Below are 21,448 nucleotides of genomic sequence, written 5' to 3'. Positions count from 1 at the left end.
ATAACAACTATAAGTTGAGTTTATTTGTTTTCTTTGTATCTTTTATCTGGCGTTCCGTCTTTTTTTAATTTTTGATTTTCTTTATATCTTTTATCAGGAGTTCCATCCTTTTTTAATTTTGCTGGCGTTGCCGGTTTTGCTGCTTTTGCATCTGCAGTCGTTGCTTTTGCTGCTGTTTTAGTAGTTTTGGCAACTTGTTGAGTTTTAGCTGCAGTAGCAGGTGCAGTTTGCTGAGCAGTAGCAAGTCCAAGTCCTAAAGCTATAGACATTGCTGTTAAAAATTTTTTCATAATAATGATATTTGTTTTGTTTTTCTTGAGTCAAAGGTAGACAAAAAACGGACTGAAAAAATAGCTTTTAGAAACTTAACTAAAGTTTATTACAGCTTAAAAAAAGATTAAATGGCTTGTGAAAGTTACCTTTGCCTTTCATTATTTTGATGGAATTTTTTGGATTGGTTTCGGCGGCGAAGCCGCCGAAACCAATCCAAAAAAAAAATCTGCTTCCTCTGAAAAGAAGAAGCAGATCCCTAACATATTGCATGAATTAGTTGGTTTAGCGTGTACAGTTGGCTGTCCACGTTCTGCCATCTTTAGTGTAAAATATTTTTAATTCATTGTTGTCAATTCTTATATAAGAAGTTCCGTTCGATCCGATCATAACTAGGGTGTGATCGCCTTGCTGTTCAAATTCCACTCCATTTAAATCTGGAATTCCGTCTGAAAAGGCAAAGTTGTATTTTGTTCCGCTGGCAATTTTGGTTACAAAAACACTTCCGTTATCCTTTGAGATATTGCTTGAACCATCAACATAAGTTACCTTTCCTTTATAAGTTCCGGCAAAAAAATCGTTGTTGGTGGGGTCGTCATCTCTGCTACAAGATGAAATTGCGGTGATCATAAAGCATACCATTACTAATAGTCCGAAGACCTTCATTGTTTTTTTCATAATATTAAATTTCGTTAAGTTGGTACAGTTTAATTTTCAAACAATATGCCAGTAAACAAAAGGTGTAGAATTTTAACTTTTAATTAAAAGTTTTATTGAAAATTTAAGATTTGATGAATTTTTATAGTGATTTAAATGAATGTGAAGAATGTACTTTTATTACTTAAAACAAAAAGCTCCGAAAATTAATTCGAAGCTTACGTGAATTTTAAATTAAATTATTTAGAAGTATAATTTCATATGAATAATTACAAACTGCAAATAATTCAATCTTAAAGGTGATTTTTTATTACTATTTTGTAATTTGGTGTGATAAAAATACAAAAATTTTTCATTATAAAGAGAAATATTTTAAATAATATTAGTTTTGTATCTTTGTAAAGACTAAAAAACGGTTTCGGAAAACTCCCGAAATCGCTTTTGTCGTTTATACCATAATTATTTATGCAGTTAAAAACCATCAATGAAAAGTTTCTTCCGGAACTTCTGAAAAAAGAATTTGGAAAAGAAATTTTTGCTCAGCTTGAAAACAATCATCATATCTCTGTAAAAGGAGGCGCGGGATCTGCGGTTTCTATTTTTGCAGCCGAGCTTTTTCTTACGCACAAAAAAAATGTTCTCTATTTGGTAGATGACAAAGAAGATGCTTTATATGCCAACGCAGAAATGGAGGATCTGTTGGGGAAAGAAAAAGTGCTTTACTTTCCGGCAACTCATCTGGATCCTTATCAAGTTGAGAAAACACAGAATGCCAATTTGGTACTTAGAACTGAGGTTTTAAATAAAATAAATTCCAGTAAATCTCCTAAAGTAATTGTTGCTTACGCAGGTGCTTTGTCGGAAAAGGTATTGAAAAAAGAAGATTTCAAGGCGATTTCTCATCATATTAAAGTGGGCGACCAGCTTGACTTTGATTTTGTGGATGAATTGTTGAATCATTATAATTTCCAACAGGCAGATTTCGTTTCCGAGCCTGGAGAATTTTCTGTACGAGGAGGAATTGTGGATGTTTTTTCGTATTCCAATGAAAAACCATATCGTATCACATTTTTCGGAAATGAGGTCGAAAGCATTAAAACATTTGATATTGAATCTCAACTTTCAATAGATAAAGTAAAAGATTTTCAGTTGGTTTCTAATATGAATTTTTCGGTAACGGGAAGTAGGGTTTCTTTACTTCAATTATTATCGGAGGAGAGTTTCGTGGTATCCAAAAACGGAATCGTAGGAATGCAGAAAATAAAAGCATTTTATGAGAAAGCGCTGGAAAAATATGAAACTTTAAATAAAGATATTGCCCATAGAACGCCACAGGAATTGTTTATCTCTGATCAGGAATTCTTGTTTGATTATAAGAAATTCAAAACAATAGATTTCAGCAGTGTTTCGATTGAAGGGTTAATTGAATTGACGGATGTCTCCATTAACCAAACATCACAACCTTCATTTCATAAAAACTTTGAATTGCTGATTCAGGATTTGGAAGACCGTCAAAGTGAAGGTTTTGATACATGGATTTCTTTTTCCACCGAAAAACAAAAAGAAAGATTGGAATCTATTTTTGAAGAATTAAAGCACGAGCTTCCTTTTAAAAGTTTCAAGTCTGAACTTCACGAAGGGTTCGTAGATCTCGATCATAAATTATTAGTGTATACCGATCACCAGATTTTTGATCGTTATCAAAGATATAAAGCGAAAAATACGTTTGCTAAATCGGAACAGTTGACTTTAAAAGATTTAATGTCTTTGAAAGTGGGTGATTATATTGCTCACATCGACCACGGAATCGGGAAATTTATGGGATTGGTGAAGGTAAATAATGATGGAAAAATTCAGGAATGTTTTAAACTAACCTATAAGAATGGAGACTTATTATATGTAAGCATTCATTCACTTCATAAAATTTCAAAATATAACGGGCCAGACGGAAAAGAAATTGTTCTAAGTAAGTTGGGATCGCCGACTTGGAAATCATTAAAACAGAAAACGAAAGCTAAGGTTAAGCAAATCGCTTTCGACCTTATAAAATTATATGCGCAAAGAAAAACGGCGGTCGGATTTTCATTTACTCCTGATTCTTACCTGCAAAATGAATTAGAAGCGAGTTTTATCTATGAAGACACGCCAGATCAGGAAAAAGCAACCATTGATGTGAAAAAAGATATGGAAGCCACAACTGTTATGGATCGTTTGGTTTGCGGAGATGTAGGTTTTGGTAAAACAGAGGTCGCAATTCGAGCGGCGTTCAAAGCAGCAACAGATGGAAAGCAGGTAGCTGTATTGGTTCCGACTACTATTTTGGCGTTTCAGCATTACAGAAGTTTCAAAGAAAGATTGAAAGATTTTCCTGTAAATGTTGCCTACGTTAATCGTTTCCGTACGGCAAAACAGAAATCTGAAACCTTGGATGGTTTAAAGAACGGAAAAGTAGACATTATTATAGGAACGCATCAATTGGTGAGCGCTTCTGTAAAGTTTAAAGATTTAGGCTTATTAATTATTGATGAAGAGCATAAATTCGGAGTTTCGGTCAAAGATAAGCTTAAAACAATAAAAAATAATGTAGATACTTTGACATTAACAGCAACGCCAATTCCGAGAACGTTACAATTTTCGTTGATGGCGGCAAGAGATTTATCGGTTATTAAAACACCACCACCAAACAGACAGCCTGTTGATACGCAATTGATTGGTTTTAGCGAAGAAATTCTTCGTGATGCTGTTTCTTATGAACTTCAACGTGACGGTCAGGTTTATTTCATCAACAACAGAGTTGAGAACCTGAAAGATATTGCTGGATTAATTCAAAGGCTGGTTCCTGATGCGAGAGTAATTACAGGTCACGGACAGATGGATGGTAAGCAATTGGAAAAGAACGTTCTGGACTTCATGGAAGGGAAGTATGACGTTTTGGTTTCCACAACGATTGTTGAAAGTGGTGTAGACGTTCCGAATGCGAATACGATTTTCATTAATGATGCTCAAAGATTCGGGATGGCAGATCTTCACCAGATGAGAGGTAGAGTAGGGCGTAGCAACAGAAAAGCCTTCTGCTACCTGATTACGCCGCCTTATGATATGATGACTTCGGATGCAAGAAAGCGATTGGAAGCGATTGAGCAATTTTCAGATTTGGGAAGTGGTTTCCAGATTGCGATGAAGGATTTGGAAATTCGTGGTGCGGGAGATCTTTTAGGAGCTGAACAGAGTGGGTTTATCAATGAAATGGGCTTTGAAACCTATCAAAAACTGATGCAGGAAGCACTTGAAGAATTGAAAGATAATGAGGAATTTGAAAGCTTATTTGATAATGAGGAAGATCGTAAAAAATTATTCAAATCGGTAAAAGAAGTGAATATTGATACCGACTTAGAATTGATGCTTCCGGACTCTTATGTTTCGAATATTGAAGAGCGTTTATCGCTTTATCAGAAGATTGCGGACATCGAAAATGAGGAAGAACTGCAAAAATTTGAGTCAGAATTGATCGATCGCTTCGGAAATTTACCAAATGAAGCAATAAATTTATTAAAAAGTGTTGCCCTAAAATGGCTAGCTTCCGACATCGGTTTTGAAAAAATTGTGATGAAAAACGGCGTGTTTCTGGGCTATTTCCCAAGTAACCCTCAAGACAAATTTTACCAGACAGACAAGTTTAAACATATCATAAATTATCTTACAAAAAACCCGTCTGAAGCCCAGCTAAAGGAGAAAATCAGCAAAGATGGAAATCACCTCATGATGAGAAAAGGCAGCATAATAAATGTCGATGAAGTGAATTATCTGTTAAAATCGATACTGAAAATGGAAAATTAATTCGCCAAACATAGAAATAATTCTACTTTTATATAAGATTATTACTATGCTCTAATTAACTTATTTCTATGGATTTAGAACATAATAAGTGGAATTTTTGGTAAAAAATATTTACCTTTGCAGTCCCTTATTATGAAAAAATCTATTTATCAATGTATGGCTGTTCTGATGTTCTCGGTTCAGGCATACGCTCAGGTGGGAATTGGGATAAGTACCCCCAATGCAACTCTCGATATTAACGGGAAGACTACCTTAAGAAAAGAGCTAAAAGTAGGCGGTACTTCAAATCAGGCAGGAAGCGCCGGATTAAATGGCCAAGTGTTGGTTTCCCAAGGAGAAGGTTTACCTCCTGTTTGGAGATCGTTGAATGTTTCCTTCATTGAAGAAGGTCAATACAAGCTGATCAATTCTTATTTATCATCAGATCAGGCAGGAATCTCAAGTCTTTCCAGTGGTACTGGGGCAGACGGTATTTTAAAAAACAGCGTTGGAGATGATGTTACAGATCCTACAAAAGGAAAGTGGGTGAAGATTGACGGGCTGAAAAATATTTTTGAAATTAAAAATGCCAAAAACCGACTTACCTACCAATTCCAGACAGGAATCGAGATGAAAGCTCCGGTAGCTACTACGGCGCAAAGTGTTACTTTCACTTGTGGTGTTTTCAGAAATAATAAGCTGGTGGCGGTACGTCCTGATAAGATTACATCGAATAACAACGATGATAAAGGAGGTTTCCAGGATTATATTTTTACTCTTAACTATACCGAACAGAATGTTCCTATAGGTACTCAAACTATTGAGGTCGCGTGTAGAAAGACTGAATCGTCTAACGCAAGTAATTTATTTGCTATCGGACGTAATATCAGCAACTCGAATAATATTTCTAATGCATTTACTCAGGAATCTAATTTCAAAGTAGATGTTATTGAATACGTAACCTATAGAGCTAACTAATCTGAAATTTTTCAATGAAAAAAATAATATCAATCCTATGTATTTCTGTAGGATTATCCCTTTCTGCGCAAGTTGGTATAAAAACTGAAGCGCCAAAATCTACGCTTGATGTAAACGGAGATACAAACCTTAGAGGAAAGCTTGCTGTTTTGAATACGGTAGATAATGTACTTTCCGAAGGAGCTAATGACCAGGTTTTGGTTTCTCAAGGAGCCGGATATCCGCCAATCTGGAAAACACTTCGTATTCCGGAGTATGAACCGAATAAATTTTATTTGATCTTTAATAATTCTTTTTCAGATAGAACCGGGGTTACTTTTACAAGCAATGAAGTATCCAACAACGGGGCTTCGAGATCTACTACATTGGTGAAAGATGCTACGTTTGCGAGTTTAAACAGGTTCAAAAAAATTCCCGGGTTATCTCAAAACTTTACAGTTTACAGCTCAGACAGCAAAACGTATTTTCAGTTTGAAACCGTTGTTCAGGCAACTTTTCCTGTGAATTCTTCTCCCGATATTTCTATTGATTATGCTTGTGGGATTTTTGTGGATGATAAATTGGTGAATTTAAGACAGAGAAACCTTAAAGCAAGTAGTGCAGCCAGTACTTTTATTACCCATAATCAGATTGGTATGGCTGCGAATTTAGACAAAGGTTCACATTCTGTAAGCGTGGCATGTTCAAGATTAAAGTCTTATAACTCTACGGCTACATTAGGTATTGGAATTAACGTTGCCGCCAATATCGATGATTTCATCACACAGTCTTCTCTTAAAGTTGATGTTTACGAAATTCCTCAAGTATTTAATACAATCTTAAACTAAATCATGAAGAAAATATTTATTATAACGTTATCATTGTTTTCATTGGCTATTTCTGCTCAGGTGGGAATAAATACCAGAACTCCGGTTAATATGCTGGATATTAATGGAGATTTAGGATTAAGAAAGGAATTAAGAACAGGAGGTACTAATACAGTAAAAGGTTCTCCCGGAGCCGCCGGAACAATTTTACACAACAATTCTGCATTGGCAGTAAACGATTGGAAAAGTATCAAAATTGCAGACGGGCAAGGAAGTATGTCGGTATTTTTTATGAATACGGTATCTGATAAAACGGGAGCACAATTTAGCGGAGCTAATGGGTCTACAGATCCTTATGAAGAAAATATGACAATTACCAGTGCATGGACAGTTCTTCCAGGCACGCAGGATACCTACTCTGTAACCTCGTCTACAAATAAAGTATTTTTCACATTCCAGACGACTGCACAGAAAACGGCTAACACAAATTCTTCTACAGGATTTGCCTGTGGGATCTTTGTTGATAATCAATTGAAAGCAGTAAGAACAGATGTTTTGATCGGTACAGACGGGGCTTATAAGATTTTTAACTTGAATGCTACGTTAACTAATGTACCTCAAAAAAATAATTATGCTGTAAAAGTAGCCTGCACAAAAAGAAACCTGAATAATGGTACATTGGGAATTGGTAGATCAGTAAATGATACGTATCTGAATACTGATATGTCGCAATCTGTACTTACAACTTCGGTAATGCAGCCTTATTAAGCTTTTAAATAATAAATAAATTTTTGAAAACCTGATGGCTTTTGCTTTCAGGTTTTTTTTAGAACAAATTTTATCTAAAATATTGATAAAGAATTTGTTTTTTTAGCGTAAAACAAAAATATTCTATTAATACTTTCGTTATAATATGAATAAAAATATACTTTTTATTCAAAAAAAAATTATATTTGTGGAAAAATAAACAAACACCTGGAAATGAAACGACTTTTCTATTTTATTTTACTCATTGCAGGTCTATCTTCTATCCATTCTTGTAAAGAAATGATAGATGAAGACGGAAATTCATTGATCGATTTAAATCCGGATAGCGGTCTTACAGGGCCTAGAGCTCTGTTCAGAGAAGTTACGGATGCAGATACACTAGCAGAATATCATTATAACGGGTTGCTTCTTACAAAAGTACTTACAGACAGTAGTTCTATAACAAATATTTCCTACAGCGGAGATAAAATCAGCAAAATTGATTTTATGGGGTTCTTGGATCTTGATGGTGATGATAAATTAGATAAAGACAGTATTTCTTACTCTCAATTATTCACTTATGGACCAACAGGGAAATTGGTAACAATCTCTGAAAATCGTTCTTTCTTTAAAAGAACTCCAGCTGTGCCGCCTTCTACAACACCTGGTCCTCAAACACTTTATAAAAAGACAAAATCACTTTATACACTGAAATATAGCGCTACTACGGATAAGCTTGAATCGATTGGTATGCAAAATGGCCCTGATGCGTCTGGTACACCTTTCGTTTTTACAGACTATTCAGATACAAAGTATGAATATCAGGGAGATAATGTGTCTAAAGTAACAAGAGAGTATGGTCCTGTAGGAGGTGGAGTTGTCACTAAATACGGATACGATTATTATTCTTATGATACACAGATCAGTCCGTTTACGTTATTGCCTTTCGGATATAAAATTTCAAGATTATTGTCTACAGAATCAAATGATGTAGAAAGTTTCATCTTGTCACCAAACAGTCCGAAAAGAATCTCTATTACAGATCTTATGACACCGATTCCGAGCCCGGTATTCTTAACAACAGATTACCTTTACGATCCTCAAACGTATATGAGAGTTGGTTTCGGAATAAATTATATCTACAAACCATTGTAAGAAATAAATTTTTAAATAATATTAAACTCAATCTTTCCGAAGGTTGAGTTTTTTATTTTTAATGCCTTAATTTTGCAAAAAATTTCTCGATGAAATATTTAATAGTTGGCCTTGGAAACAAAGGTGCAGAATACGAAAATACACGCCATAATATAGGATTTAAAGTTGCCGATAAAATTGCGGAAACATTAGAAGTTTCATTCAATACCACCAATTTCGGATGGATGGCAGACGGAAAATACAAAGGAAGAAGAGTCTTGGTTTTAAAACCTGATACTTACATGAACCTTTCCGGAAATGCCGTGAAATACTGGATGCAGAAAGAAAATATTCCGTTGGAAAATGTGCTGATTGTTACGGATGATTTGGCATTACCTTTCGGAACGTTGAGGTTAAAAGGAAAAGGTTCTGATGCAGGTCATAACGGATTGAAAAATATCTATGAAGTATTGCAAACTCAAAATTACGCGCGACTTCGTTTCGGAATTTCTGCTGATTTTTCTGAAGGAAGACAGGTGGATTACGTTTTAGGAACATGGAATGCAGAAGAATCTGAAAAGCTTTCCGAAAGAATTGAAAAGTTTACAAAGGCTTCTTTATCCTTCGTTTTTGCTGGAATTAATAATACAATGTCTGCTTTTAATGGAAAATAAAATACGACGATAAATTAAATAATATACTTTTTCAGGTTATAGAGGATGGAAGCTCGGGGCTGGAAGAGGGAAGCTATGTAAGGTTATAAAAATCAAAATCTTCCCTTTTTTCTTTGAATTTTTGTCATCATTACAGAATGAAGAACTTAAGATCTTCCAGCTTTCAGCCAAATTCTTATGCCGAATTCAAATTATTTGCCGACGACGGCAATATCTTTTATGATTTTCTTTTCCATCATATTTTTCTGCCCAACGGTGAAGCGATAATTATTTCCTTCTTCCGCAAACTGAATTGGCCCTGTGGGAATATCATCTGTTCTCCACTTTACAATTAAAGTAAGGTCGTTATCGTTATCAAAATCTTTTTCAGAAAACCTGAAACTGGTGCTTGTCATCGGATTATTTACATCTTCATTGAAGGTAGATTTTGCCATTTTTGGCTGCATCTGAACCATATCTTTTATTAGCAATCCGAAACGTTTACCAATGTATTTATCCTTGTTCATTTCAAATTTTCTCAGATAAGATAAAGTGTCAATTGCTTTTTTGGATGTTTCCTGAGCTTTTGTAAATCCGTTTAGAAAAAATAAAATTCCGAAGAGAAATATTTTGAACTGTATTTTCATAAGTTGATTAATCGTAAATTTTTAGAATATCAAATGTAGGTATTTTGAAAATGTACTGAAATTGCCTTTTAGTTAAAACTCTATTAAAAATATGTGTTTTAAAAACAATCAACCCAAAAGAATCAACTGTCAACGAATTACAAAAAAAGGCCACCGAAAAATTCCGATGGCCAATAGTTGTACTTTTAAAAATTTAATTTCCAATCTATCTAACTATAACATTCTTAATTATAACCAAGTTACAACACCCGTTTCAACATCGTAGTTAGCCCCTACAATTTTGATTTTACCTTCAGTTTCAAGGTTTCTAAGTGTTGAACTTTGCTTGCGGATATCTTCGATCGCGCTCTTTACATTTTGTTGGTTTAATCTTTCCAACAAAGAACTGTTTTTAGACGAACGCTCTTCACCTTCTTCGATTACTTCCTTAATGATAGGATCGAAATGATTAATCAAATGATTCAAATTATCCATTCCTAAACCTTCGATTTGCGCAGCATCAAGACCTCCTTTCAGAGCGCCACATTTTGTATGTCCTAAAACAACAACCAGTTTAGAACCGGCTACATTACAACCGAATTCCATTGATCCTAAAATATCCTGATTAACAAAATTTCCTGCAATTCTGATGCTGAAAACATCTCCCAGTCCTTGGTCAAAGATCAGTTCCGCAGAAGTACGGCTGTCGATACAGCTAAGAACCACAGCAAAAGGCCATTGCCCTTCTCTTGTCGCGTTTACCTGCTCCAAAAGGTCTCTGTTTGCCTTTAAATTGTTTACGAATCTTTGGTTTCCTTCCTTTAAAAACTCTAATGCTTTCTCTGGAGTAATTGTTGACTGAGTTTCAGACGTATGTGCTTTCATATTTTTATTGTTTATTATTAAATTTTACTTTTTTAAAGTTAAAAAAATTATTGAAATGAGCTTACATTGCTCTTTTATGAGTAACCAAAATGTGAGAGTCTTCATCCCTTTCATAGTCTCTGTATGAAGTTTTGAAGCCTAATAGTTCCACATTAATGTCTTCTTCTTTGGCGCGAATATTGGCAAAATCCTGTATCATTTCCAATACATCCGTCGCAATATAGGATGTTCCTCTCGCATCAATGGTTACGTTAGAATTTGCTTTTATGTTTTTTAGCGTTTTTTTAATCGCTGCTTTATTCAAAAATGAAACTTCCTCAGCCAGTTTGATATTAATTCCGTCTGCATCGTTCAGTTTTTCACGGCTTAAATAATAAGCACGTTTCATATTTCCCTGAAGAATATAGAAAACGGAAATGGCTAAACCAATTCCCACACCTTTTAGCAAATCGGTTGCAACCACGGCGATTACCGTCGCCACAAACGGAATAAACTGGAATTTTCCTAAATGCCAGAAATGTTTGAATGTTGCTGGTTTTGCTAATTTATATCCCACCAAAAGCAAAACTGCCGCCAATGTTGCTAATGGAATCAGGTTTAAAATCATCGGAATTGATAATACACAAATTAATAGGAGAACTCCATGAATGATCGCTGATAATTTTGAAGTAGCACCTGCATTAGCATTCGCAGAGCTTCTTACGACAACTGAAGTCATCGGAAGCCCACCAATAAATGAACTGATAAGATTTCCGATTCCCTGAGCTTTTAATTCTAGGTTGGTATCTGTTATTCTTCTTTGTCTGTCTAATCTGTCGGATGCCTCGATACAAAGTAAGGTTTCAATAGAAGCTACAATGGCAATGGTTGCCCCTACGATCCATACTTTAGGATTGGTGAATCCGTTGAAATCGGGCATCGTAACAAGATTTTTGAAATCATCAAACGACTGCGGAATAGGCAAAACAACTAAATGTTTTGGGCTAATTGCTAAAGAGCTTCCTGTCAGTTTAAAAATTTCATTTAATAAAATACCTGCAACTACAGCTACAAGAGCTCCGGGAAGCATTTTCATCCTTCTTAGGGTCGGGATTTTGTCCCAAGCTAAAAGAATTCCTACTGAAACCAAGGTTACAATAATGGCTCCAGGATGAACTGCTCCGAACAGTTCGGTAAAATAATTGAAATTAAGGCCGTTATCAAAGATAGATTCGTGACCTTCATAGTCTTTATCGAATCCCAATGCATGGGGGATTTGTTTTAAAATAATAATGATACCGATGGCGGCAAGCATTCCTTCAATAACGTTATTCGGGAAGTAATTGGATATACTTCCTGCTCGAACGAAGCCTAAAACCAACTGGATAAGCCCCGCAATAATTCCTGCACAAAGAAAAAGTTCGAATGCACCTAAATCTGTGATCGCCGTTAAGACAATCGCCGTAAGACCTGCAGCAGGGCCAGAAACCGAAATATTCGAGTTACTTATAGTTCCTACTACCAAACCACCCACGATACCGGCAATGATACCTGACAATGGTGGTGCTCCTGATGCTAATGCAATTCCTAAACAAAGAGGAAGTGCTACTAAGAATACAACGAGTCCTGAAGGGAAATTCTCCTTTATTCCTCCTATTAATGATGTGTTTTTCATGATATGAAAATGCTGTGATTATAACAGGTCAGCTGTGATTAACCCATTATAAAAAGATTGGAAATTTAATTTTTAAAGCACGCGTCGATTCAATACCATCAAAATGATAATGAATACGATAAAAAATCTAACTATACTTAAAAATTAGGCTTCCGGAGGCGGAGAAAATATGCTGAGTAGGGGAGATAGATGAAAGTCATCATCTATCAGTATAAAAGACCTATGCGTAAGGTCTGGCTCCGTAAACTTTACGTAATCGAATACGCTTAAAGTTTTTGGAAGTGTTTTTTCATAAACTACAAAAGAAGTTGCGTGAGAATGGGGTTCTTCTTCATTCACAATGATATTCGTACGTATTATTTTCCAGCCGAAAACTGCAGCAATACTAGGCAGTGCTGTGAAGTTTAAGACGAATAATAATGTAATAATACTCCAGAATTTCATTTTACTCTTTTTTTCGAGCAGAAAATTATTTTATTTTCCTGCTCATTACCCAATCTGAGCTTGTAAGATTGTAGATTTTTTGGATGTCTTTCAATATTTTTTCAAAATCGATCTCCAAATCAATGATCTTACCCGTTCTAAGGTCAAAAACCCAGCCGTGCACTACAGGATATTCTTCTAAAATATACCTTTCCTGTACACAGGCCATTTTTATAACGTTGATGCATTGCTCCTGAACATTGAGCTCAACAAGCCTGTCATAACGTTTTCCTTCATCTTCAATTGAATCTAATTCTGCCTGATGCAATCTGTACACATCACGAATATTTCTCAGCCAAGGATTCAATAATCCTAAATCTTGAGGCGTCATAGCTGCTTTTACACCACCGCAGTTGTAATGTCCGCAAACAATAATGTGTTTTACTTTCAGATGTTCTACCGCATATTGAATAACTGCTGTTGAACTCATATCTAAAGTATTTACCACATTGGCAATGTTTCTTGTTACGAAAACTTCGCCTGGTTTTGCACCCATCAATTCTTCTGCTGTAGCTCTACTGTCTGAACATCCTATGTATAAATAATCAGGAGTCTGCGTTTTAGCTAATTCATGAAAAAACTCAGGATTGTCTGCAACCTTAGATTCTACCCATTTTCTATTGTTTTCAAAAATACTTTCGTACGATTGTGACATAATTTAAAAGTTTAATTATTTATTTCGTTTAAATTATTTTTAAATTCAATAGACTAAATCAATAATGCAAAAATATAATTTTTGTTGAAAGATTAATCACTTTTAACAATATTTAATATTAAAATATGCTTAAAATCATATATATCAATTAATACTAAATCTTACTTTTATCATTAAAGCGTAAATTTTGCCTTTTTGATAATTTAAACATCTTAAAATTCTAAGATAAAATTACAAACTCTGAGGTAGAAAACAATATTCAAACACATAAAATATTCTTAATTGTTTACAAAAAAATCAACTTATTAAAAGTTGATTTATATTTTTAAGTTATTTGCTTGAATGTGTTGATTATTTTAAGATTGGTTTAAATCTTATTATTAATATAACCTTCTGTAGCATTGCTTTTAGGATAAATTTTTCCAGGATTTCCCATCACCACAGAATCTGCCGGAACATCAAAATTAACATAAGAGTTTGGTGCAATCAAAGTATTTCTTCCGATGGTAATACCACCTACAATAACCGCATTAGTGCCAATCCAGACTTCGTCTTCAATAGTAGGAAAACCTTGAGATTTTCCACGGTTTTGCTGGCCAATGGTTACACCTTGCGCAATATTACAGTTTTTACCGATTTTTGCTTTTGGGTTAATCACCAATGCGCCCCAATGCCCTAAATATAAACCTTCGCCAATTTCTGTTTCTGGATAAATCTGATAACCATATTTGATCTGATAATGCCTCAAAACAAACTTCCAGAAAATATTTAAACCCGGAGTTTTTAGATGCTTTTGAGATTTTCTTAAAACATAAATAAAATGAAGATTCGGATTAATACACTTTGATAAAAGCTGGAAACCCGAAAGCCATTTTCCGCTTTCTCTGTAGAAATCTTTTTGTATGATAGAATGGTTTGACATGTATTTTACAATTTATACCGCATCAATTATTTCCTGAAGATGCTTAACAGATTTTTCCAAGACAAAAGGTAGATCTGTTTGTTCTATTTCTTTTTTATAATGCTCAGAAAGGCTTTTGTCAATTAGAAATTTTTTCATTCCATCATAAATTCCATCTTCTGAATTTGGAGTAATAATTCCTAATTTTCCGTCTTGTAAAAGATCCTTAATTCCTGAAATATCAGTTGCTGAAATTGGCTTGTTTAACAGCAAAGCTTCGGCAATAATCGTTGGAAAACCTTCATGTCGTGAAGACATAATATAGAAATCTGCCTTTTTCAAATAAGGATAAGGATTGCTTCGGAAACCCAGCATTTTTGCCGTTTCCTGAAGTTCTAATTTTTCAAGTAAAGCCTGAATATTGTTGAGGTCATAACCGTCCCCAATGATGATTAACTGATGTTTTAAACCTTCATCTAAAAGCTTTTTGTGAACTTCTAATAGTCGATCGTAGCCTTTTTGAGGATAAACAGTTCCCACGCTTACAAATGTCGGAATATCATTATTAAAAGGATAGTCATCAATTGAAACATTTGCCTTTTGAAGAGTATCTTGTTTATCAATCGGGTTGAAAATTTTAATAACTGACTCTTTTTCTTTGGCATTTTTAGCAAGCTTGTGCATTTCTTCCTGAAGTTTGTTGGAAATAACCAAGATTTTATCAAACTTAAAGAATTCACGGATAACCTCGGAAGTGTAATCTTTTAAATTAAAAATATCATTCTGAACCCAAATAATTTTTTTTGAATCTTTCTGCGGACTGGAAAGTATTTCTTTATACATCCCGTGAATGGCAGCCAGTTCAACGTCATATTTTTTGTTCTTTAAGACAAATTTATAAAGCAATGACGGAAACCAAAGAAACATTTTTTGGTAAAGAACTCTGTAAGCCTTCACCGGAATCTCATGAGGTTTGTTGGTGGTAATCATCTCACCTTTAAGCAAATAAAAAACATTTACCCAAGATGGAACTTCTTTAATGTAAATTCCTGAATATAAATTAATTAATAAATCAACTTCATACTTGTCGGGAGAAATATTTTTCAGAAAAGTCACAAGTACTTTTTCTGCGCCGCCGTGACGAAGTGAGCCTATTCGAATGAGGATTTTCTTTTTTTTCGACATCTATTTTCTTACAGGTTTATAAGTGTGGGGAAGATTTTTTTTGATGTAATCTTCTAATGCTTTACGGTCTTTTTCCAGTTCTAAAGGATAAACCGTATTGTTTGCTAACAATTTATCTCCATATTGCTCAATGGTGCAAATAAATCTTGCCGGAGCCCCAGCATACACTGAATTATCAGGAACAGAAGAGCTTACAACGCTCATTGAACCTACAATACAATTGCTTCCTATAGAAACTCCGGGTAGAAGTACGGCGCCTTTTCCAATAAATGTGTTGTTGCCGATTTTTATTCTTCCAAATGTTCTTCCGTCTTTATATTTTTCAATTCTTTTGGTTACTCTTCCGTCGCCGCCGTGATTGATAAATGAAACACCTTCTGCGATGGTAACATTATCGCCCATTTCAATCAGAAAACATTCTGAACCAAAATTGGGAATTCCCTGAACATATAAATTTTCGCCAACTTTCATTCCTTGATGGATGGCAACTTTTATAGCGGCATTTTTTACCAGATCCTGATACAGAGAACGAATTTTCAGGATAATTCTGTATAATAATATCATTTGTGAGACAATTTTAAAATTATATTTTCAACAGCATCAAAAATCTTTTGATTATCGAACTGTTCATCTATGTTTTCTAAATTTTTATTGATTTTAGCAATCAATTCTGGTTCAGTCATGAATTTTTTCATCGCTTCATACATTTCATCCGTTTCATAATTGATGAGATAGCCATTTTCTTCATGGGTAATCATTTCCGGAATTCCTCCAACATTGGTGGCAATGATGGGTTTTTGGAGAATCAAAGTATCGGCTATAATCAATGGCCAGCCTTCAGATTCTGAGGGCAGAATATAAAAATCGGCATTTTTTACATAAGGATAAGGATTTAGTAAAGATCCTAAAAATTCAAAACTTTTGGTAACGCCTAACTTTTCTGCCTGTTTTTTTAAGTTTTCTTTTTCTTCGCCATCGCCAATAACTACAATATGATGATCAAAGCCCTCTTTTAATAATCTTGCATGGGCGTCCATCAATTTATGAAATCCTTTTCTAGAATGTAGTCTTGCTACAGATGCAAAAACGGGTTTGTTGGGAAATTCAGGCTTAAATGCGTTTGCTTTTTGTCGTAGCTCATCAATTGGAATTGCATTTAAAATCACTTCATTTTCCGGTAATTTCACATCAGGAAATGTTTTTACAAAAATATCTTTTGTCTGCTGAGATCCAAAAATAAAATAATCAAACTGAGGAATCTGCCTTAAAACTGCAGGAAGTAATGGTTTGAATTTAGGAACGGTAACATCTGAGTGAAACCAGCCTATTTTCTTTGAGTTTTTATTGCTTGAATTCAAAACTGCTTCAAAAACAGCATATGTGGGAGCAATTTCAACATCATAAGTATCTTTTAAGATTTTATCTGCGATTTTAGGATTGGTTTCAGATTCTTTCAGTTTTAATCTTCTTCTAACTAACTGAACTTTTTTAATTACAGGGTTTTTTGACAAATCTTCCTTTCCTTCTGTAAGATAAACTTTTCGAATGTGGGGCGGGATTTCGTTTCGCAATTCTCCCTGATTCATATTTAAACATAACGTCATCTCAAACTTTTCGCGGTTGAGATTATTCAGCATGCTTAAAACAACCTTTTCCACACCGCCCATTTCCATAGAACGGTGCCTGAAGAGGACTTTAATTTTATCGTTTTTCATTATTAGCTAAAAGCGGTTTGGATTAAAATTTTCAATTTCTTTTTAAATCGGTAAAAAATTGAGGTTTGATAATCCAGTAAGTTATAAATTTCCTTTGAATTTGTGTACGTTTCCGGAACTTTTTTTCCGTTAATTGTTGTTAATTTTCTACGTTTCATCGCATTGAAAATTACCTGTGCAAAGTATTCTCGGGATTTTGGCCTGTTTTCATTCTGAGAAATCCCTCCGGAGTGCGTTCTGTAAAGATAGTTGTTTTCATTAATGAATTTTACCTTTCCCTTCTCATACATTTTCAGATATAAGTCTTGATCCTCGGCAATTCTCATGATTGTATTCATCTTTTCTGTTTGTAAATAAACATCTTTTCTGAATGAAACAAAATGTACAATGTGTACCGGGCAGTTGAAAAAATACGGATCCCCATTTGGAACTTGCATTGCCAACTTGGGAATTTCTAAAGGCTGAAGATTTTCATCACATTTTACAAATTTGGAATAGGTAAGAACTACATCCTTACTTTTCGTAAAAACAGTAATACTTGAAAGAAGTGCATCGGGAGAAATACCATCATCAGGATCTACAAAACCGCAAATTTCTCCATTGGCCAATTCTATCAGTTTTGCCTTTGTAATACCAACTCCGCAGTTTACCTCATTTTCAAATAGTTTAAATCTGCTGTCATCTTTTATAAGCCCATTAATGAGCTCTAGAGAATTGTCTGTGGAACAATCATCGAGAATAATAACTTCCCAATTTGTATATTTTTGAGAAATAATTGAATCATAACAATTTTTAAAAAATTTGCCATTATTATAGTTTGCGATGAGAATTGAGAATGTCATCATTAAATAAAAGTGTGTTTTAATTACTGCAAATATGATGATTATTCATAAAATAACAGTAACGTAATTTTAGATTGGTTATTATTTTTTGGTTAAAAATATGGTATTTATGAAATATTTTACTAATAAATTTTAATTTGATTAAAATAGCCATAAGGAATTGATTATTCGATCTTTAATTGAATAAAATGCCTAGCTTTGCAATATAAAAAAATACAATGAGCGAAATAACAAGAGTCATCAAGACGTTTGTAGCGTATGTAAAGCGTCCCGATCTTTACCCTGAACTTGGGAGAAAAATCATAAAAAATACGGTTAATAGAAACAATGCATTTAAAGGAAAAGAAAAGACAAATCTCTGGGCAGCCGAGAGATCGGTTACTCAGCAGAAAGCGGTTTCAGAACTCTTTAATGTGCACAAGTTGGAATTTGATACTGACTTTAATGAAATATTAACTATAGCTAAAAAGAGAGAAACTGAATGTCCTATTAAAATGGGTGGAGCTGGTGCTTTAGAGCTGATATATTATGCCTGTGAATTTACAAAAGCACAAAATGTTGTAGAAACAGGTGTTGCCTACGGATGGTCTTCTTTAGCCGCACTTTTATCTTTAAAAAAGCGAAACGGAACACTTTTCAGTTCAGATATGCCTTACTTAGCCCAAGACGGAGATCAATATGTAGGATATATTGTGCCTGAAAATTTTAAAAATAGCTGGAAATTATTTAGATTTGCCGATAAAGAATCGTTACCAAAGATTTTTGCTGATTGTACTGAGTTTGATGTCGTGCATTATGATTCAGATAAAAGCTATAATGGAAGAATGTGGGCATATGAAGAATTGTATGCACATTTGAAGAAAGGCGGCATTTTTATCAGTGATGATATTGGGGACAATTCTGCGTTTCAGGATTTTTGTGAAAATAATAGTATTGAAGCGACCATTATAGAACATGAAAAAAAATATATAGGAGCATTTATAAAGTAATTTCTTTATATTTATCTCCGTTAAAGAAAATCCCTCTATGCTCTTTAATTCTATTGCCTTTCTTATTTTTTTGCCAATAGTTTTTATTCTCTATTGGTTTGTATTTAATAAGAATTATAAATTTCAGAATATGCTTTTACTGGCAGCCAGTTTTTACTTTTATGGCTGTTGGGATTGGCGGTTTCTTTTTCTTCTGATGTTTTCCATTGGGTTGGATTATTTTTCCGGCATTAAAATCGAGAATAGCAAGACCAAACGGGAAGCCACAATATGGCTGGTCATCAGTATTGGGATCAATTTGGGATTTTTAGGTTTCTTTAAATATTATAATTTCTTTATCGAAAACTTTGCCGAATTATTAAAAGCATTCGGTTTCGGAGTCAATATGTGGATTTTAAAAGTGATTTTGCCGGTTGGTATTTCATTCTATACATTTCATGGGCTTTCGTATGTGATTGATGTGTATAAAAAACGTATTCCGGCAGAAAGAAATTATGTAGATTATGCCGTTTTCGTTAGCTATTTTCCGCTTTTGGTGGCGGGGCCTATTGAGAGAGCAACGCATTTACTTCCTCAAATTCAGGTGAAGCGTTCTTTCGATTATCAAAAAGCAAAAGACGGAATGGCGCAGATTCTTTGGGGATTTTTCAAAAAAATGGTGATTGCCGATAATTGCGCTCCGATTGTTAACGAAATATTCAATAACTATCAAACCGAAAGTGCAAGTAATCTCGCGTTGGGAGCCGTTCTTTTCGCTTTCCAGATCTATGGAGATTTCTCAGGGTATTCAGATATTGCATTGGGAACTTCAAGATTATTTGGAATAGAATTATTAAAAAACTTCTCTTATCCGTATTTCTCAAGAGATATTGCTGAGTTTTGGAGAAGATGGCATATTTCACTTTCGTCATGGTTCAGAGATTACCTTTATATTCCGCTAGGAGGGAGCAAGGGAGGTTTGTGGATGAAAATTCGGAATACTTTTATCATCTTTTTAGTCAGTGGTTTTTGGCACGGCGCGAATTGGACATTCATTATTTGGGGCGGACTAAATGCCGTATTTTTCCTCCCGTTATTGTTGGCTGAAAAGAACAGACATAATCTGGAAGTTGTTGCCATGGGGAAGATAATTCCTTCTTTCAGAGAGGTTTTTAGTATTCTTCTTACATTTACATTAACGTGTTTTGCGTGGATTTTCTTCAGAGCAGAAAGCGTTTCTCATGCCATTGGTTATATTAAAGGTATTTTCAGTCAAAGTTTATTTTCGTTTCCGACCGAATTCCGTCCGGTTTTATTCGGACTTGTCATTTTTATGCTTGGAATGGAATGGATGAACAGAACACATGATTACGGCTTGAAAATTCAGGAAAAAAAACCATTTGTTCAGGCTGTTATTTATATTATAGTGGCATATTTAGTGTTGAATTTTGCCAATTTCGGAAGTAATGAATTTATTTATTTTCAATTTTAAATGAAAAAGTTTCTTTCCATCTTATCCCTGTTTGTTGCCATTATGTTTGTAATTGGCTTGATAAAACTTGCTATTAGCCCGAATACAAATTATTCATATCCTTTTTTGAATGCGAAATTAGATTATCTTAAAAAACATCCTGAATACAATTTATACTTTATCGGAAGCTCAAAAGTGAATGATCAAATTGACAGTAAGTTGATTGATGAAAAGATAAAAGGTATAAAATCCTACAATTTAGGTGCAAATGCGGGTTTTAATCTTGAAAATTTTCAGACGTTGGAATATGTTTTACAAAATCCTTCTTTTAAACCTAAATATATTGTGCTGGAGCTTCAGGATAAAATAAATATTACAAGACAGAACTTAAAAACTGAAAGAAGTTTCGGAGCTTTTAATTATGAGAACACACTTTTTGCAATGAAATTTCAGAAAGAGGAACATGATTATAAACAAGTTGCCTTGTCTGCTGCTTCTTTTGTGTTGAATGTTTTTCATTTTAATAAATGTCACGACGAAAGAACGATTAATAATGCTTACGATATTTCAGTAGATCAAAAACAGGGGTTTTCGGCATTAGAATACAGCGTGGTGCCAAGAATGAAGGAAGCGAAACTGAAAGAGGTTATTAAGACCAGATTAGAAAAATATCATGCAGATAACGAAAAGCATGTTCCAAATAAAATTTTAGTTGAAAAAATCAATGAATTGGCAGAAAAATGTAAGCGTAAAAATATTCAGCTAATCATGTTTATTCCAGGGCCTGCAGAGCCGGATGCGAAGAAACTTTTAGTATATCAAAATGTATTGAAAGTTCCTGTGATAAGCCTTGTGAATCCTGATGAATACCCAGAATTTTATCAATATGAAAACAGATGGGATACAGGGCATTTAAATGAAAAAGGATCGAGGATACTTTCTGCAAAAATGGCTCCGTTGCTGGAAGAAATTTTAGACAAAAAATAGAGTTATTTTCACATT

The 21,448-nt window shown here is 34.3% G+C and carries 20 protein-coding genes; 9 read left to right on the top strand and 11 right to left on the bottom strand.

Annotation, left to right across the window (positions count from 1 at the left end; genetic code table 11):
- Positions 1-20: 20 nt before the first annotated feature.
- Both OXQ85_RS15590 and OXQ85_RS15585 read right to left on the bottom strand, forming a co-directional pair.
- Positions 21-290 (bottom strand): hypothetical protein, encoded by a 270-nt coding sequence (locus OXQ85_RS15590; protein WP_267405654.1) that lies wholly within the window; start codon positions 288-290, stop codon positions 21-23.
- 265 nt (positions 291-555) lie between these two features.
- The gene (locus tag OXQ85_RS15585) at positions 556-948 is read right to left on the bottom strand and encodes a hypothetical protein (RefSeq protein WP_267405652.1); all 393 of its coding nucleotides are present in this window, start codon (positions 946-948) and stop codon (positions 556-558) included.
- 444 nt (positions 949-1,392) lie between these two features.
- On the opposite strand from OXQ85_RS15585, the gene mfd reads away from it, so the two are divergent.
- The 6 genes from mfd to pth all read left to right on the top strand — a co-directional run bounded on the left by mfd (position 1,393) and on the right by pth (position 9,082).
- On the top strand, positions 1,393-4,764 hold the full coding sequence (gene mfd, locus OXQ85_RS15580; protein WP_267405649.1) for a transcription-repair coupling factor: 3,372 nt from the start codon (positions 1,393-1,395) through the stop codon (positions 4,762-4,764).
- Positions 4,765-4,896: 132 nt separating this feature from the next.
- Positions 4,897-5,721, top strand: a complete 825-nt coding sequence (locus tag OXQ85_RS15575; RefSeq protein ID WP_267405646.1) for a hypothetical protein — start codon at positions 4,897-4,899, stop codon at positions 5,719-5,721.
- A gap of 14 nt (positions 5,722-5,735) precedes the next feature.
- Positions 5,736-6,548, top strand: coding sequence for a hypothetical protein (locus OXQ85_RS15570; RefSeq protein WP_267405645.1), 813 nt, complete (start codon positions 5,736-5,738; stop codon positions 6,546-6,548).
- A gap of 3 nt (positions 6,549-6,551) precedes the next feature.
- The gene (locus tag OXQ85_RS15565; RefSeq protein ID WP_267405644.1) at positions 6,552-7,295 is read left to right on the top strand and encodes a hypothetical protein; all 744 of its coding nucleotides are present in this window, start codon (positions 6,552-6,554) and stop codon (positions 7,293-7,295) included.
- A gap of 213 nt (positions 7,296-7,508) precedes the next feature.
- Complete coding sequence (locus OXQ85_RS15560; RefSeq protein WP_267405643.1) at positions 7,509-8,429, top strand: hypothetical protein; 921 nt, start codon at positions 7,509-7,511, stop codon at positions 8,427-8,429.
- A gap of 89 nt (positions 8,430-8,518) precedes the next feature.
- Positions 8,519-9,082 (top strand): aminoacyl-tRNA hydrolase, encoded by a 564-nt coding sequence (gene pth / locus OXQ85_RS15555; RefSeq protein ID WP_267405642.1) that lies wholly within the window; start codon positions 8,519-8,521, stop codon positions 9,080-9,082.
- Positions 9,083-9,273: 191 nt separating this feature from the next.
- Here pth and OXQ85_RS15550 read toward each other — a convergent pair whose 3' ends face one another.
- The 9 genes from OXQ85_RS15550 to OXQ85_RS15510 form a co-directional block, all read right to left on the bottom strand.
- Entirely contained in the window at positions 9,274-9,708 is a 435-nt protein-coding gene (locus OXQ85_RS15550) for a hypothetical protein (protein ID WP_267405641.1), read from the bottom strand.
- A gap of 228 nt (positions 9,709-9,936) precedes the next feature.
- Positions 9,937-10,572 (bottom strand): carbonic anhydrase family protein, encoded by a 636-nt coding sequence (locus OXQ85_RS15545; protein WP_267405638.1) that lies wholly within the window; start codon positions 10,570-10,572, stop codon positions 9,937-9,939.
- Positions 10,573-10,633: 61 nt separating this feature from the next.
- Complete coding sequence (locus OXQ85_RS15540; RefSeq protein ID WP_267405637.1) at positions 10,634-12,226, bottom strand: SulP family inorganic anion transporter; 1,593 nt, start codon at positions 12,224-12,226, stop codon at positions 10,634-10,636.
- A gap of 469 nt (positions 12,227-12,695) precedes the next feature.
- Positions 12,696-13,364, bottom strand: coding sequence for a carbonic anhydrase (locus OXQ85_RS15535; protein ID WP_267405635.1), 669 nt, complete (start codon positions 13,362-13,364; stop codon positions 12,696-12,698).
- 367 nt (positions 13,365-13,731) lie between these two features.
- Positions 13,732-14,286, bottom strand: coding sequence for a serine acetyltransferase (locus tag OXQ85_RS15530; RefSeq protein ID WP_267405634.1), 555 nt, complete (start codon positions 14,284-14,286; stop codon positions 13,732-13,734).
- 12 nt (positions 14,287-14,298) lie between these two features.
- Entirely contained in the window at positions 14,299-15,450 is a 1,152-nt protein-coding gene (locus tag OXQ85_RS15525; RefSeq protein WP_267405633.1) for a glycosyltransferase, read from the bottom strand.
- Positions 15,451-16,014 (bottom strand): DapH/DapD/GlmU-related protein, encoded by a 564-nt coding sequence (locus OXQ85_RS15520; protein ID WP_267405630.1) that lies wholly within the window; start codon positions 16,012-16,014, stop codon positions 15,451-15,453.
- Positions 16,011-17,165, bottom strand: coding sequence for a glycosyltransferase (locus OXQ85_RS15515; protein ID WP_267405627.1), 1,155 nt, complete (start codon positions 17,163-17,165; stop codon positions 16,011-16,013). Before OXQ85_RS15515 ends, OXQ85_RS15520 begins: the two co-directional genes overlap by 4 nt.
- Before the next feature lie 2 nt (positions 17,166-17,167).
- Entirely contained in the window at positions 17,168-18,010 is an 843-nt protein-coding gene (locus OXQ85_RS15510; protein ID WP_267405626.1) for a glycosyltransferase, read from the bottom strand.
- Positions 18,011-18,225: 215 nt separating this feature from the next.
- On the opposite strand from OXQ85_RS15510, the gene OXQ85_RS15505 reads away from it, so the two are divergent.
- The 3 genes from OXQ85_RS15505 to OXQ85_RS15495 are packed head-to-tail and all read left to right on the top strand — an operon-like array spanning position 18,226 to position 21,433.
- Positions 18,226-18,996, top strand: a complete 771-nt coding sequence (locus tag OXQ85_RS15505) for a class I SAM-dependent methyltransferase (protein WP_267405625.1) — start codon at positions 18,226-18,228, stop codon at positions 18,994-18,996.
- A gap of 37 nt (positions 18,997-19,033) precedes the next feature.
- A complete protein-coding gene (locus tag OXQ85_RS15500; protein WP_267405620.1) occupies positions 19,034-20,467 on the top strand; it encodes an MBOAT family O-acyltransferase in 1,434 nt (477 codons plus the stop codon).
- Positions 20,468-21,433: a hypothetical protein gene (locus OXQ85_RS15495; RefSeq protein ID WP_267405619.1), complete on the top strand. Its 966-nt coding sequence runs from the start codon at positions 20,468-20,470 to the stop codon at positions 21,431-21,433.
- Positions 21,434-21,448: the final 15 nt, after the last annotated feature.

This window comes from Chryseobacterium sp. GM_Chr_2 (assembly GCF_026540445.1).
GTDB lineage: Bacteria > Bacteroidota > Bacteroidia > Flavobacteriales > Weeksellaceae > Chryseobacterium.
The sequence above is the reverse complement of the archived record's forward strand: the minus strand, read 5'-3'. Positions and strand labels throughout refer to the sequence as shown.

Coding starts and splice junctions, on each gene's coding strand:
- OXQ85_RS15500 (WP_267405620.1), top strand. CDS start 19,034: ATGCTCTTTAATTCTATTGCCTTTCTTATTTTTTTGCCAATAGTTTTT.
- OXQ85_RS15515 (WP_267405627.1), bottom strand. CDS start 17,165: ATGAAAAACGATAAAATTAAAGTCCTCTTCAGGCACCGTTCTATGGAA.
- OXQ85_RS15540 (WP_267405637.1), bottom strand. CDS start 12,226: ATGAAAAACACATCATTAATAGGAGGAATAAAGGAGAATTTCCCTTCA.
- OXQ85_RS15510 (WP_267405626.1), bottom strand. CDS start 18,010: ATGATGACATTCTCAATTCTCATCGCAAACTATAATAATGGCAAATTT.
- OXQ85_RS15560 (WP_267405643.1), top strand. CDS start 7,509: ATGAAACGACTTTTCTATTTTATTTTACTCATTGCAGGTCTATCTTCT.
- OXQ85_RS15545 (WP_267405638.1), bottom strand. CDS start 10,572: ATGAAAGCACATACGTCTGAAACTCAGTCAACAATTACTCCAGAGAAA.
- OXQ85_RS15495 (WP_267405619.1), top strand. CDS start 20,468: ATGAAAAAGTTTCTTTCCATCTTATCCCTGTTTGTTGCCATTATGTTT.
- OXQ85_RS15570 (WP_267405645.1), top strand. CDS start 5,736: ATGAAAAAAATAATATCAATCCTATGTATTTCTGTAGGATTATCCCTT.
- OXQ85_RS15535 (WP_267405635.1), bottom strand. CDS start 13,364: ATGTCACAATCGTACGAAAGTATTTTTGAAAACAATAGAAAATGGGTA.
- OXQ85_RS15520 (WP_267405630.1), bottom strand. CDS start 16,014: ATGATATTATTATACAGAATTATCCTGAAAATTCGTTCTCTGTATCAG.
- OXQ85_RS15590 (WP_267405654.1), bottom strand. CDS start 290: ATGAAAAAATTTTTAACAGCAATGTCTATAGCTTTAGGACTTGGACTT.
- OXQ85_RS15530 (WP_267405634.1), bottom strand. CDS start 14,286: ATGTCAAACCATTCTATCATACAAAAAGATTTCTACAGAGAAAGCGGA.
- OXQ85_RS15575 (WP_267405646.1), top strand. CDS start 4,897: ATGAAAAAATCTATTTATCAATGTATGGCTGTTCTGATGTTCTCGGTT.
- OXQ85_RS15585 (WP_267405652.1), bottom strand. CDS start 948: ATGAAAAAAACAATGAAGGTCTTCGGACTATTAGTAATGGTATGCTTT.
- OXQ85_RS15505 (WP_267405625.1), top strand. CDS start 18,226: ATGAGCGAAATAACAAGAGTCATCAAGACGTTTGTAGCGTATGTAAAG.
- OXQ85_RS15565 (WP_267405644.1), top strand. CDS start 6,552: ATGAAGAAAATATTTATTATAACGTTATCATTGTTTTCATTGGCTATT.
- OXQ85_RS15525 (WP_267405633.1), bottom strand. CDS start 15,450: ATGTCGAAAAAAAAGAAAATCCTCATTCGAATAGGCTCACTTCGTCAC.
- mfd (WP_267405649.1), top strand. CDS start 1,393: ATGCAGTTAAAAACCATCAATGAAAAGTTTCTTCCGGAACTTCTGAAA.
- pth (WP_267405642.1), top strand. CDS start 8,519: ATGAAATATTTAATAGTTGGCCTTGGAAACAAAGGTGCAGAATACGAA.
- OXQ85_RS15550 (WP_267405641.1), bottom strand. CDS start 9,708: ATGAAAATACAGTTCAAAATATTTCTCTTCGGAATTTTATTTTTTCTA.